Annotated in this window: 11 protein-coding genes; 6 read left to right on the top strand and 5 right to left on the bottom strand. The window is 61.3% G+C overall.

Annotated elements, in window-relative coordinates; genetic code table 11:
* Nucleotides 1-326: 326 nt before the first annotated feature.
* The gene (locus tag BBG20_RS05965) at nt 327-1,610 is read right to left on the bottom strand and encodes a Zn-dependent hydrolase (RefSeq protein WP_065901191.1); all 1,284 of its coding nucleotides are present in this window, start codon (nt 1,608-1,610) and stop codon (nt 327-329) included.
* Between the two features lie 177 nt (nt 1,611-1,787).
* Nucleotides 1,788-3,275 carry an NCS1 family nucleobase:cation symporter-1 gene (locus tag BBG20_RS05970; protein WP_065901195.1) on the bottom strand — a complete coding sequence of 496 codons (1,488 nt, stop codon included), beginning with the start codon at nt 3,273-3,275 and terminating at the stop codon, nt 1,788-1,790.
* A 590-nt stretch (nt 3,276-3,865) separates the two neighbouring features.
* Between BBG20_RS05970 and hydA the strand changes: the two genes are divergently transcribed.
* From hydA to preA, 3 genes are all read left to right on the top strand, one after another.
* Entirely contained in the window at nt 3,866-5,305 is a 1,440-nt protein-coding gene (gene hydA / locus BBG20_RS05975) for a dihydropyrimidinase (protein ID WP_065901197.1), read from the top strand.
* Between the two features lie 163 nt (nt 5,306-5,468).
* Nucleotides 5,469-6,836, top strand: a complete 1,368-nt coding sequence (locus tag BBG20_RS05980) for an NAD(P)-dependent oxidoreductase (RefSeq protein WP_065901201.1) — start codon at nt 5,469-5,471, stop codon at nt 6,834-6,836.
* The gene (gene preA, locus BBG20_RS05985; RefSeq protein ID WP_065901202.1) at nt 6,836-8,110 is read left to right on the top strand and encodes an NAD-dependent dihydropyrimidine dehydrogenase subunit PreA; all 1,275 of its coding nucleotides are present in this window, start codon (nt 6,836-6,838) and stop codon (nt 8,108-8,110) included. The genes BBG20_RS05980 and preA overlap by 1 nt, the downstream gene beginning before the upstream one ends.
* 91 nt (nt 8,111-8,201) lie before the next feature.
* Here preA and BBG20_RS05990 read toward each other — a convergent pair whose 3' ends face one another.
* Nucleotides 8,202-8,822: a TetR/AcrR family transcriptional regulator gene (locus tag BBG20_RS05990; protein WP_027606227.1), complete on the bottom strand. Its 621-nt coding sequence runs from the start codon at nt 8,820-8,822 to the stop codon at nt 8,202-8,204.
* Between the two features lie 143 nt (nt 8,823-8,965).
* Here BBG20_RS05990 and BBG20_RS05995 point away from each other — a divergent pair, with 143 nt between their 5' ends.
* The 3 genes from BBG20_RS05995 to copD are packed head-to-tail and all read left to right on the top strand — an operon-like array spanning nt 8,966 to nt 10,654.
* Nucleotides 8,966-9,415, top strand: a complete 450-nt coding sequence (locus tag BBG20_RS05995; protein ID WP_065901203.1) for a GNAT family N-acetyltransferase — start codon at nt 8,966-8,968, stop codon at nt 9,413-9,415.
* A gap of 12 nt (nt 9,416-9,427) precedes the next feature.
* Nucleotides 9,428-9,793: a copper homeostasis periplasmic binding protein CopC gene (gene copC / locus BBG20_RS06000; protein ID WP_065901205.1), complete on the top strand. Its 366-nt coding sequence runs from the start codon at nt 9,428-9,430 to the stop codon at nt 9,791-9,793.
* 3 nt (nt 9,794-9,796) lie between these two features.
* Nucleotides 9,797-10,654: a copper homeostasis membrane protein CopD gene (gene copD / locus BBG20_RS06005; RefSeq protein WP_065901208.1), complete on the top strand. Its 858-nt coding sequence runs from the start codon at nt 9,797-9,799 to the stop codon at nt 10,652-10,654.
* 839 nt (nt 10,655-11,493) lie between these two features.
* Here the strand turns inward: copD and BBG20_RS06010 are convergent.
* Together BBG20_RS06010 and BBG20_RS33090 are read right to left on the bottom strand one after the other, a co-directional pair.
* Nucleotides 11,494-12,330 (bottom strand): IS3 family transposase, encoded by an 837-nt coding sequence (locus BBG20_RS06010; protein ID WP_065899479.1) that lies wholly within the window; start codon nt 12,328-12,330, stop codon nt 11,494-11,496.
* On the bottom strand, nt 12,327-12,629 hold the full coding sequence (locus BBG20_RS33090; protein WP_065899480.1) for an IS3 family transposase: 303 nt from the start codon (nt 12,627-12,629) through the stop codon (nt 12,327-12,329). Before BBG20_RS33090 ends, BBG20_RS06010 begins: the two co-directional genes overlap by 4 nt.
* Between the last annotated feature and the right edge of the window lie 71 nt (nt 12,630-12,700).

A 12,700-nucleotide genomic window follows, 5' to 3' on the forward strand; every position in this document is an offset into this window, starting at 1 on the left:
ACCTCAGCGTCTTTACTGGGGCTGCTTCGCAGCCCAACGCAGGGCAAGCCTGCTCACCACAACAGCCGACTTCGAGTTCGGAGACGAAGATTGTGTCGTGCCCTGCTCCGCTGTTGCAGGTGAGCGTGGGGCTGGTGACGCGTCAGGCGGGGCCTGAGCGCTCCCCTGTGGTGAGCAGGCTTGCCCTGCGTTGGGCTGCGAAGCGGCCCCCAATCCAGACATGAGTTCTTTCAGCAAGAACCTCAGCGTCTTTACTGGGGCTGCTTCGCAGCCCAACGCAGGGCAAGCCTGCTCACCACAACAGCCGACTTTATAAAGAGGGCCTTTCAGGCAGCGAGTTTGCCGCTGGCAATCGCCGCCGAGGCCGCCACCATCGCCCGCAACAACACCGCACAGCCCGCCGCCAGGTCATCCGGCGCGGCGTTCTCGATTTCGTTGTGGCTGATCCCGCCTTCGCACGGTACGAAGATCATCCCCGCCGGGCCGAGTTCGGCGACGAAGATTGCGTCGTGCCCTGCCCCGCTGACGATGTCCATGTTCGACAGGCCCAGGCCATTCGCGGCGTCGCGCACAGCGTCCACGCAGCCCTTGTCGAAGTACAGCGGTGGGAAGTCGGCGGTGGGTTCCATCTCGAAACTCAGGCCGTGCTTGGCACAGGTCTCATCGATCACTTTACGCACCTGGGCAATCATCGAATCCAGGCGCGCCGGTTCCAGGTGACGAAAGTCCAGGGTCATGCGCACTTCGCCGGGGATGACATTGCGTGAGCCCGGATAGGCCTGCAGGCAACCGACGGTCCCGCAGGCATGCGGCTGATGCCCCAGCGCCGCCGCATTCACCGCCGCCACCACTGCCGCCGCGCCGACCAGGGCATCCTTGCGCAGGTGCATCGGCGTTGGCCCCGCATGCGCTTCGACACCGCGCAGTTTCAGGTCAAACCACTTTTGCCCGAGGGCGCCGAGCACCACGCCGATGGTCTTTTTCTCATCCTCGAGAATCGGCCCTTGTTCGATGTGCGCTTCGAAATACGCCCCGACCTTGTGGCCGCTGACCTCCCGCGTGCCGGCATAGCCAATCGCGTTCAGCGCATCGCCAACGCTGACACCGTCCACGTCGACCTTGGCCAGGGTGTCCGCCAGGCTGAATTTCTCGGCGAACACCCCGGAGCCCATCATGCACGGCGGGAAGCGCGAGCCTTCCTCGTTGGTCCACACCACCACTTCCAGCGGCGCCTCGGTTTCCACCTTGAGATCATTGAGGGTACGCAGCACTTCCACACCCGCCAGCACGCCGAAGCAACCATCGAACTTGCCGCCGGTGGGTTGGGTATCGATATGGCTGCCGGTCATCACCGGTGGCAGGTTGGGATTGCGCCCGGGGCGGCGGGCGAAGATATTGCCGATGCCGTCGATGGTTACCGTGCAGCCGGCTTCTTCGCACCACTGCACGAACAGGTCGCGGGCCTTGCGGTCAAGGTCGGTGAGGGCCAGGCGGCACACGCCGCCCTTGGGGGTGGCGCCGAGCTTGGCCAGGTCCATCAGCGACTGCCACAAGCGATCGCGGTTGATGTGCTGATGGGTCGATTGCAGAACGTCGAGGGCAGCGTTCATGGGGATCTCCTCAGGCTGTATTTGTTATGAATAGACTCGATTCCAACCATGGAATGGGGTCAAACATGTGGAAGCGGGCCTCTCGCGAAGAGGCCGTGACAGTCGCCGCAGATATCGTCTGCAAGACCGCATTCGCGAGCACGCCCGCTGCCACATTTGGATTGCATTTCAACGTCTCTACAGCGGGGATTTGGCGGTAACCGGGCTGATGCCACGCTTGGCATTCAGGCCGTAATACAGCAGACCGCCCAACGCCGAGCCGGTGAACCAGCCGTAGCTGTAGAACCAGCTGAATGCATCGCTGCCCAGCGACAGCAAGGTCAGAACCACCGGCACGCCGAAGGCGATAAAGCCACTCCAGTTCCACGCCGGGTACACGTCGTCGCGGTACAGGCCGGCCAGGTCCAGCTGCTGCCGCCGGGTGATGAAGTAGTCCACCACCATGATCCCGGCGATGGGGCCCAGCAGGCTCGAGTAGCCCAGCAGCCAGTTGGAATACACGGTTTCCAGGCTGACGTCGGAGACAATCAGGCCGAGCTTTTTCAGCAGTTCATGGCCCATCAGTGCCAGCCCAACCAGCCCGGTGAGGATCACCGCCGTGGTGCGGTTGATCAGCTTGGGGGCGATGTTCTGGAAGTCGTTGGTGGGCGAGACGATGTTCGCCGCCGTGTTGGTGGATAGCGTGGCGATAATGATCAACGCCATGGCGATGGCCACCCACACCGGGCTCTGGATATGGCCGATCAGGGTCACCGGGTCGGACACGCTGACGCCCACCAGTTTCACCGAGGCGGCGGTCATGATCACGCCGAGGGCGGCGAACAGGAACATGGTCAGCGGCAGGCCGAAAATCTGCCCGAGGATCTGGTCCTTCTGGCTCTTGGCGTAGCGGCTGAAGTCGGGAATATTCAACGACAACGTGGCCCAGAAACCCACCATCGCGGTGAGGCCGGCCATGAAGTAACCGGTGAGGCTCGCCCCTTCAGGCCGCTTGGGTGGAATCGCCATCAGCTCGCTGATCGACACGTTCGGCATCGCCCACACCAGCAGGCCGATCCCCACCGCCACCAGCAACGGCGCCGACAGGGTTTCCAGGCGCTTGATCGACTCGGCGCCGCGCAGCACCACCCACAGGTTGAGGGTCCAGAAGATCATGAAGCCGATCACTTCACCGGTGCCGCCGAGGGACTTCCAACCCTCGAAAATCGAGCCGAGAAACAGGTGGATTGCCAGCCCGCCAAACATCGTCTGGATACCGAACCAACCGCAGGCCACCAGCGCGCGAATCAAACACGGCACATTGGAGCCGAGGATGCCGAAGGACGACCGCAGCAGCACCGGGAACGGAATACCGTACTTGGTACCAGGGAACGCATTGAGGGTCAGCGGGACCAGCACCACGATATTGGCCAGCAGGATCGCCATCAGCGCCTCGCCCACCGACAAGCCGAAATACGCGGTGAGCACGCCGCCCAGGGTGTAGGTCGGCACGCAGATCGACATGCCCACCCACAACGCGGTGATGTGCCACTTGTTCCAGGTGCGCTCATGCACCTTGGTCGGTGCCATGTCGTGGTTGTAGCGGGGGCTGTCGAGGACGTCGGGGCCGGCGTCGAGTTCGTACAGGCCGTTGCGTTCAATGACTTGCGATCTGTTCTGTTGCATGGCCGCTCCACGGTTTTTTCGAATTATTGTTGCTCGCCTGCACTTCAATGCAGGCGGCCGGAGTACCTCGTGAACAACATGACATCAGGGGTCCGGCCAGCCGCCACTGCACTCAATAAGCGTGCCGACAACCGTAACCGAACCCACACCGCTTATATAACGTGCTGATGTTAATCAGCTTTCCGATTGCGCCTTCGGTACTTGCCGCGTTACTCAGGCTAAATAACGTGGAAGTTGCCCGAACGATCAGGACTCAATCTGGTGCACCACAATTATTTTTATTTCCCACCGCCGTCAAGCGGCATATCTCAAGCGTCTGATTTGCAATAAGAAATGTTGCTCAATTTACGAACCTGTCAAGTGCGTCAAAATGGTGAGACGCCGCTACATTTTGGTGAATTTGATATTTTATCCTTACAAATCAGTTACTTATTTAAGTTATAAGCTTAAGAAAAATCTTCTTGCTCAATCGAAAAACTCGAGCTAGTTTCTATTCCTGTCACCGATGACAGGAATTAACCGACCATCGGCAAGCAGCATTACAACACTTAGAACTGGCACAAGCCGGTCAAGCCTGTGAGGAACTCGACATGTCGCTGTTGATCCGTGGCGCCACCGTAATTACCCATGATGAAAGTTATAGAGCCGACGTGTTATGCGCAGGCGGTCTAATCCGCGCTATCGGCACTGATCTGGATATTCCCGCCGGCACCGAGATACTCGATGGCAGCGGCCAATACTTGATGCCCGGCGGCATCGATCCCCACACCCATATGCAACTGCCCTTCATGGGCACCGTGGCCAGTGAAGACTTTTTCAGTGGCACGGCGGCGGGTCTGGCGGGGGGCACCACGTCGATCATCGACTTTGTGATTCCCAACCCGCAGCAGTCCTTGCTGGAAGCCTTTCACCAGTGGCGCGGCTGGGCAGAAAAGTCGGCCGCCGACTACGGCTTTCACGTGGCGATCACCTGGTGGAGCGAGCAGGTGCGCGAGGAAATGGCCGAGTTGGTCAGCCACCACGGCATCAACAGCTTCAAGCACTTCATGGCCTACAAGAACGCGATCATGGCGGCCGATGACACCCTGGTCGCCAGCTTCGAACGCTGCCTGGAACTCGGCGCGGTGCCCACCGTGCATGCGGAAAACGGCGAGCTGGTGTACCACTTGCAGCGCAAGCTGATGGCCCAGGGCATCACCGGCCCGGAAGCGCATCCGCTGTCGCGGCCGTCCCAGGTGGAAGGCGAGGCAGCGAGCCGCGCCATCCGCATCGCCGAGACCATCGGCACGCCGCTGTACCTGGTGCATGTGTCCACCCAGGAAGCGCTGGATGAAATCACCTACGCCCGTGGCAAGGGCCAGGCGGTGTACGGCGAAGTGCTCGCCGGCCACCTGCTGCTGGACGACAGCGTCTACCAGCATCCCGACTGGCAGACCGCGGCCGGCTACGTGATGAGCCCGCCCTTCCGCCCGCGCGGGCATCAGGAAGCCCTGTGGCGCGGCCTGCAGTCGGGCAACCTGCACACCACCGCCACCGACCACTGCTGCTTCTGCGCCGAGCAGAAAGCGGCTGGCCGTGACGACTTCAGCAAGATCCCCAACGGCACCGCCGGTATCGAAGACCGCATGGCGCTACTGTGGGACGAAGGGGTCAACACCGGGCGCCTGTCGATGCAGGATTTCGTCGCGCTGACCTCTACCAACACCGCGAAGATCTTCAACCTCTACCCGCGCAAAGGCGCGATCCGTGTAGGCGCCGATGCTGACCTGGTGCTGTGGGACCCCGAGGGCACCCGGACCATTTCGGCAAAGACCCATCACCAGCAGGTCGACTTCAACATCTTCGAAGGCAAGACCGTGCGCGGTGTGCCGAGCCACACCATCAGCCAGGGCAAGCTGGTCTGGGCCGATGGCGACCTGCGCGCCGAGCGCGGTGCCGGGCGCTACGTCGAGCGGCCGGCGTATCCGGCGGTGTTCGAGCAACTGAGCAAGCGGGCCGAGCGTTCCAGGCCCACTGCTGTGAAACGCTGAAAGCGGCCTTCGGCCGATCGCGGGCAAGCCCGGCTCCCACATCTCCTGAAGTGTGAACACATTCAAATGTGGGAGCTGGCTTGCCTGCGAAGAGGCCGGCACAGGCAATAAAAAAACGATTGCCCATCAGAGGCAGCACCTCAATAACCGTGAGGCCACTACCGTGATCCAGACCCTGACCCACCTCCCCCATCCCCATGAAGATGGGCCGACACTCGCCAGCCACTTCACCGACCTGGCGCCGCCGCTCAACGCCCGCCAGGCCCAGCTGGAAGCTTCGCGCTGCCTGTATTGCTACGACGCGCCGTGCGTGAATGCGTGTCCCAGCGAGATCGATATCCCGTCGTTCATCCGCAATATCCACACCGAAAACGTGCAAGGCGCGGCCCAGAAGATTCTCTCGGCGAATATCCTCGGCGGCAGCTGTGCGCGGGTCTGCCCCACGGAGATCCTGTGCCAGCAGGCCTGCGTGCGTAACAACGCCGAAGAGTGCGCCCCGGTGCTGATCGGCCTGCTGCAACGCTACGCCATCGACAATGCGCACTTCAGTGAACACCCATTCCAGCGCGCCGCACCGACCGGCAAGCGCATCGCCGTGGTGGGCGCAGGGCCTGCCGGTCTGGCCTGCGCCCATCGCGCCGCGCTGCACGGCCATGACGTGGTGATTTTCGAAGCCCGCGAAAAAGCCGGCGGCTTGAATGAATACGGCATCGCCAAATACAAACTGGTGGATGACTTCGCCCAGCAGGAACTGGATTTCCTCCTGCAGATCGGCGGTATCGAAATTCGTCACGGCCAACGCCTGGGCGACAACCTGACCTTGAGCGAACTGCACCAGCAATTCGACTCGGTGTTCCTCGGCCTCGGCCTGGCGGCAAGCAAACAGCTGGGCCTGCCCCATGAGGACGCCCCCGGCCTGCTCGCCGCCACCGACTACATCCGCGAACTGCGCCAGGCCGATGACCTCACTCAACTGCCACTGGCCGACCGCTGCATCGTGCTTGGCGCCGGCAATACCGCGATCGACATGGCCGTGCAAATGGCTCGCCTCGGTGCCCGCGATGTCAACCTGGTGTACCGCCGTGGCCTCACTGACATGGGCGCCACTCACCATGAGCAAGACATCGCCAAGGCCAATCAGGTACGCCTGCTGACCTGGGCGCAGCCCGAAGCCGTCTTGCTGGACGATCAGGGCCAGGTACGCGGCATGCGTTTTTTGCGCACACGCATGGAAAACGGTCGACTGCAGCCTACCGGCGAAACCTTCGAGCTGGCCGCCGATGCCATCTTCAAGGCCATCGGCCAGGGCTTCGACAACGGTGCGCTGCAGGATCCCCTGGCCCAGCAACTGCATCGCGTGGGCGAGCGGATCTTTGTCGATGAACAGCTGCAAACCAGCATTCCCGGGGTCTACGCCGGCGGCGACTGCGTCAGCCTCGGCCAGGACCTCACCGTGCAGGCGGTGCAACACGGCAAGCTGGCCGCTGAAGCCATGCACGCCCAACTCATGCTGAATGTGGAGGCTGCGTAATGGCCGATCTCTCGATTGTGTTCGCCGGTATCAAGGCCCCCAACCCATTCTGGCTGGCCTCCGCGCCGCCCACCGACAAGGCCTACAACGTGGTCCGCGCCTTCGAAGCGGGCTGGGGCGGCGTGGTGTGGAAGACCCTGGGTGAAGACCCGGCGGCGGTCAATGTGTCGTCACGCTACTCGGCGCACTTCGGCGCCAACCGCGAAGTGCTGGGTATCAACAATATCGAACTGATCACCGACCGCTCGCTGGAGATCAACCTGCGGGAAATCACCCAGGTGAAAAAGGACTGGCCCGACCGCGCGCTGATCGTGTCGCTGATGGTGCCGTGTGTCGAAGAATCCTGGAAAAACATCCTGCCGCTGGTGGAAGCCACCGGATGCGACGGCATCGAGCTGAACTTCGGCTGCCCCCACGGCATGCCCGAACGCGGCATGGGCGCGGCGGTGGGCCAGGTGCCGGAGTATGTGGAACAGGTGACCCGCTGGTGCAAGACCTATTGCTCGCTGCCGGTGATCGTCAAGCTCACGCCGAACATCACTGACATCCGGGTGGCGGCGCGTGCGGCGTATCGCGGGGGTGCGGACGCGGTGTCGCTGATCAACACCATCAATTCCATCACCAGCGTCGACCTGGAGCGCATGGTCGCGCTGCCGGTGGTCGGCACCCAGAGCACCCACGGCGGCTACTGCGGTTCAGCCGTGAAGCCGATTGCACTGAACATGGTCGCCGAAATCGCCCGCGACCCGCAGACCCAGGGCCTGCCGATCTGCGGCATTGGCGGCATCGGCAACTGGCGCGATGCAGCAGAGTTCGTCGCCCTTGGCTGCGGCGCGGTGCAGGTGTGCACGGCGGCGATGCTGCACGGGTTCCGCATTGTTGAAGAGATGAAGGATGGGCTGTCGCGGTGGATGGACAGTCAGGGTTACCAGAGCCTGCAGGAATTTTCCGGGCGAGCGGTGGGCAACACCACGGACTGGAAGTACCTGGACATCAACTATCAGGTCATCGCCAAGATCGACCAGGCCGCCTGTATCGGCTGCGGGCGTTGCCATATTGCCTGTGAGGACACTTCGCACCAGGCCATCGCGAGCTTGAAGTTGGCCGATGGCACGCACCAATACGAGGTGATCGACGATGAGTGCGTGGGCTGCAACCTGTGCCAGATCACCTGCCCGGTGGCGGACTGCATCGAGATGGTGCCGATCGAGACGGGCAAGCCGTTCCTGAATTGGACGCAGGATCCGCGCAACCCCTACCGGGAGGCGGTGTAGCCCTTTATATGAGCGTTCCCACGCTCCGCGTGGGAATGCCTGACTGGACGCTCTGCGTCCGCGCTTGGAACGCGCAGCGTAGGAGCGATCATCACGGCTCCAACCCGATCCCACGCAAAATCACACTGGTCACCGTCTGAATCGCCTTCTCGAACTGCATGTCCGACAGCGGCTGGTGATCATTCAGAATCTTCACCTGATGATCGAAGTCGGCGTAGTGCTGGGTCGACGCCCAGATCATGTACAGCAGGCTCGACGGTTCCACCGGCAGGATGCGTTTGTCCTCCACCCATTGGCGAATTTTCGCTTCCTTCATCTTGGCCCAGTCGTACAGGCTTTCATCCAGCGCCTCACCCAGTGTCGGCGCGCCGTGGATGATTTCGTTGGCCCAGACTTTCGAGCCATACGGCCGCGTGCGCGAGCGTTGCATCTTGGCGCGGATGTAGCTGCTGAGCACGACGCGCGGATCATCGAAGGTCTCGAAGCTCAGTGCATCCTGCTTCCACACTTCCAACAGGTCGAACAGCACAGCGCTGTACAGCTCGCTTTTGGTGGTGAAGTAGTAATGCAGGTTGGAGCGCGGCAGTTGCACTTCTTCGGCGATGTCGGCCATGGCGGTGCTGCCATAGCCCTTTTCGGCGAAGATTTTCTCCGCCGCCAACAGGATTTTTTCGACGTTGACCCGACGAATTCCACTCTTGTGATTGCCCATAAGGGCTCCCTGACAACAACTTGGCTTAAAGACTACCATCGGCTCTAGATCGCGGCGACAGGCCACAATGAAACTTCTTACGCGAAGCTTTCGCGCATAAATAGGATTGGTTAGGATCGCGATCCCTATGAAGGATCATTGCCATGAGTATTCGACCTCGCCTGGCCACCGACGACCCCGTGCTGGGCGCACTGTGGGAGCGTTCGGTGCGGGCCACCCATGACTTCCTCCCCGAGGATGACATCCAGCGTTTGCTGCCGCTGGTGCGCGACACTTACCTGCCGATGCCGGCACTCGACACGTGGGTGTTCGAGGATGACGCCGGCATCGCCGGCTTCATCGCCACCGGCGGACACAATGTGGAGATGTTGTTTATCGACCCCGACCGCCGTGGCCAGGGCATCGGCCGCCAGTTGCTGGACCACGCCCGCGCCCGTCACGATACCCTCACGGTGGACGTGAACGAACAGAATCCGCAGGCCGTGGGCTTCTACCTGCACTATGGTTTCATCCAGGTCGCGCGCTCGCCGCTGGATGGCGAAGGCAAGCCCTTTCCCTTGCTGCACATGGCTCTACCGACTCCTCAACCCTGAAGGTACTGAACAATGCTGATCAAGAACACGTTGACCGCCGTCGCCCTGCTCGCCTCGCTGCTGGGCGCCTCGGCGGCGTTCGCGCATGCGCACCTCAAGACTTCGACGCCAGCGGCTGACAGCACCGTCGCCGCGCCTGCCGACCTGCGCCTGAGCTTCAGCGAAGGTGTCGAAGCCACGTTTACCAAAGTCTCCCTGAGCAAGGACGGCACCGAAGTCGCGATCAAGGGCCTGGAAACTCCCGACGCCGACAAGAAGACCCTGGTAGTCACCCCTGCCGCCCCGCTGGCAGCCGGCAATTACAAAGTGGTGTGGAATGCCGTGTCGGTCGACACCCATAAGAGCAACGGTGAATACAGCTTCAAGGTCGGCCAATAACCCATGGCAACGCTGCTGGTGCTGTGCCGTTTTTTGCATTTCATCGTCGTGCTGCTGATGTTCGGGGCCTGTGCATTCAGGCCCTGGCTATTAGGCGCTGGAGCGCAACCGACACTGGACCGGCAGCTATTGCGCATCACGCGCGCCCTCGCCTGGCTGGGCCTGGGCTCCGGCGTGGCGTGGTTGCTGTTGATCACCGCGAGCATGGCCGGCAGTTGGCAGGCAGCCCTGCAACCGGCCACCGTGCAATTGGTGCTGGGCAAGACCTTCTTTGGCCAAGTGTGGGTCTGGCACCTGTTGCTGAACCTGTTGCTGGTGATTGCGCTGTTCAAACCCTGGCCCGCCCTGCGCCTGCCGTTGACCGCCCTGCTGCTGGCGACCCTCGCCCCGGTCGGCCATGGCGCCATGCTCGATGGGCTCAGCGGCCAATTGCTGATCCTCAACCAGGTGGTGCATCTGATCTGCGTGGGCGCCTGGCTCGGTGGATTGTTGCTGCTGGTGTTGATCCTCAGGCAACCACAACGGCCCAGCCTGGAACCGATCCTCAGGCGTTTCAGCGGCGTCGGATATGGATTGGTGGCCGGTTTGCTGGTGACGGGCTTGATCAACGTGCGCGTGCTCACCGGGCAACTGTGGCCCACGCCGTTGTTCAATGGCTTCGCGCTGATCCTGCTGATCAAGGTAATGCTGGTCCTGGGCATGTTGGCGCTGGCCTTGCTGAACCGATTGCGCCTTGATCGCGGCGAACAGCACCTGGGCAGTTTGAAAGCCAGCGTGACGCTGGAATGGTTACTAGGTGTTTCAGCAGTAGCCGCCGTTTCCCTGCTGGGCACCCTTCCGCCGATGGTCATGGCCAACTGAATCCAGGGCGAGCTCGCGTCGTACTCGATCAAATGTGGGGCGTGCCCGGGATATTGCCGGGCCTTGCGCGGCCGGCATGGACGCCGCATTCCCCAAGGTGGGAGCGGGCTTGCTCGCGAAAGCGCTGGTTCAGTCGATATCTCCGGTAACTGATACACCGCCTTCGCGAGCAAGCCCGCTCCCACATTTTTGAACGGTGTGAAGCCTGGGGTGTGGTTCCGCGGTTGAAATCGCCAGGCGTTGCGCCGCAAGCATGGACGACCCATTCCCCACTGTGGGAGCGGGCTTGCCCGCGAAAGCGCTGGTTCAGTCGATATTTCCGGTGACTGATACACCGCCTTCGCGAGCAAGCCCGCTCCCACATTTTTGAGCGGTGTGAAGCCTGGGGCGTGGTTGCGCGGTTGAAATCGCCAAGCCTTGCGCTGCATCCCCCCTGTGGGAGCGGGCTTGCCCGCGAAAGCGCTGGTTCAGTCGATATCTCCGATAACTGACACACCGCCTTCGCGGGCAAGCCCGCTCCCACATTTTTGAGCGGTGTGAAGCCTGGGGTGTGGTTGCGCGGTTGAAATCGCCAGGCGTTGCGCCGTAAGCATGGACGACCCATTCCCCACTGTGGGAGCGGGCTTGCTCGCGAAAGCGCTGCTTCAGTCGCTATTTCCGGTGACTGACACACCGCCTTCGCGGGCAAGCCCGCTCCCACATTTTTGAGCGGTGTGAAGCCTGGGGTGTGGTTGCGCGGTTGAAATCGCCAGGCGTTGCGCCGCAAGCATGGACGACCCATTCCCCCCTGTGGGAGCGGGCTTGAACTGGTCAAGTAATCTTGGACACCGATTAAGGTTTCACGCCACCAGCTTCTCCCTGGCGACTGGTGACCGATAGTCGTTGTAGCTATGCGGCCTGGTGATGTTGTAGCGCGATACATAGCGCTGCACATCCGCTCGGGCCTCATGTTCCGACCCGTAGCCTGCTTCTGGCACCCACTCTGATTTCAAACTTCCAAAGAAACGCTCCATCGGAGCGTTATCCCAGCATTCGCCTTTACGGCTCATGCTTTGTCGGAGTCCATGTTCCAGCAGTTCATTTCTGAATTTATGGCTGGTGTACTGGCAACCTTGGTCGGAGTGAAACAGTACGTCTTTTGGGCGACCGCGCAGTTCAATCGCCATGCGCAGGGCTTCGCAGGTCAGCGTGGCATCAGAGATCATCGAAAACGACCAGCCCACAATCCGGCGAGCGAACAAGTCCAGAACCGCCGCAAAATACAGCCAACGCTTGCCGACTTTGATGTACGTCACGTCCCCACACCACACCTGATTGACCGTCGCAACATCAAACTTGCGTTTGAGCACATGCGGTGCCACCAAAGCCTCCACGCCAGGTGACTTGTACTTATGGCGCCGGCGTTGACGGCTGACAATGCCTGCTTCTCGCATCAAGCTGCGAGCCATGAACCGCCCGACATCATGCCCGCCGGCTTGCAGCTGTTTAGCCAAGGTACGAGCGCCCGCAGACTCTCTCGACGCCCTGTGGTGCTTGACCAGCATAGCCTTGAGTTTCTCTCGCTTAGGGCTCACCTTGCCTTGGCGCTGACGCCATGCGTAAAAGCTACTGCGGTTTATTCCGAACACACGACAGCAATCGTTAACGCCGTACTGCTCGCCCAGCTCACAGATCAACGAGAGTGATCTTTGGCGTCCAAAAGCAGGAGAGCACTGGCCTTTTTTAGGATTTCGATATCCCGGTCTCTTTGCCTGAGCAAGGCTTTAAGTTCCTGGATCTCTCGCTGATCCGCGGTAATCGCCTTGGCTCCCACCGGAGTCGAGCCCAAGCGTTCCTTGCGAACTTGATCGACCCAGCGGCGCAAGGCCGTAGGGCCAATATCCAAGCTGGCACAGACCTCGGGAACCGACTGCCCCTCGTCCAGCACCATGCTGGCAGCCTTGAGTTTGAACTCACATGAATAAGATTTACGCATATCCAAACACCTCAGATTTGGACGCCATCATAGCGCCCGATTGAGGTGTCCAAAATCATTAGGCCAGTTCA

Origin of the sequence: Pseudomonas aylmerensis (genome assembly GCF_001702265.1) — a bacterium.
GTDB lineage: Bacteria > Pseudomonadota > Gammaproteobacteria > Pseudomonadales > Pseudomonadaceae > Aquipseudomonas > Aquipseudomonas aylmerensis.

What these genes read in the sequence shown, in the direction of transcription:
- BBG20_RS05990 (WP_027606227.1), bottom strand. Translation starts at nt 8,822, where the DNA reads ATGGGCAATCACAAGAGTGGAATTCGTCGGGTCAACGTCGAAAAAATC.
- copD (WP_065901208.1), top strand. Translation starts at nt 9,797, where the DNA reads ATGGCAACGCTGCTGGTGCTGTGCCGTTTTTTGCATTTCATCGTCGTG.
- BBG20_RS05995 (WP_065901203.1), top strand. Translation starts at nt 8,966, where the DNA reads ATGAGTATTCGACCTCGCCTGGCCACCGACGACCCCGTGCTGGGCGCA.
- BBG20_RS33090 (WP_065899480.1), bottom strand. Translation starts at nt 12,629, where the DNA reads ATGCGTAAATCTTATTCATGTGAGTTCAAACTCAAGGCTGCCAGCATG.
- BBG20_RS05970 (WP_065901195.1), bottom strand. Translation starts at nt 3,275, where the DNA reads ATGCAACAGAACAGATCGCAAGTCATTGAACGCAACGGCCTGTACGAA.
- preA (WP_065901202.1), top strand. Translation starts at nt 6,836, where the DNA reads ATGGCCGATCTCTCGATTGTGTTCGCCGGTATCAAGGCCCCCAACCCA.
- copC (WP_065901205.1), top strand. Translation starts at nt 9,428, where the DNA reads ATGCTGATCAAGAACACGTTGACCGCCGTCGCCCTGCTCGCCTCGCTG.
- BBG20_RS05965 (WP_065901191.1), bottom strand. Translation starts at nt 1,610, where the DNA reads ATGAACGCTGCCCTCGACGTTCTGCAATCGACCCATCAGCACATCAAC.
- hydA (WP_065901197.1), top strand. Translation starts at nt 3,866, where the DNA reads ATGTCGCTGTTGATCCGTGGCGCCACCGTAATTACCCATGATGAAAGT.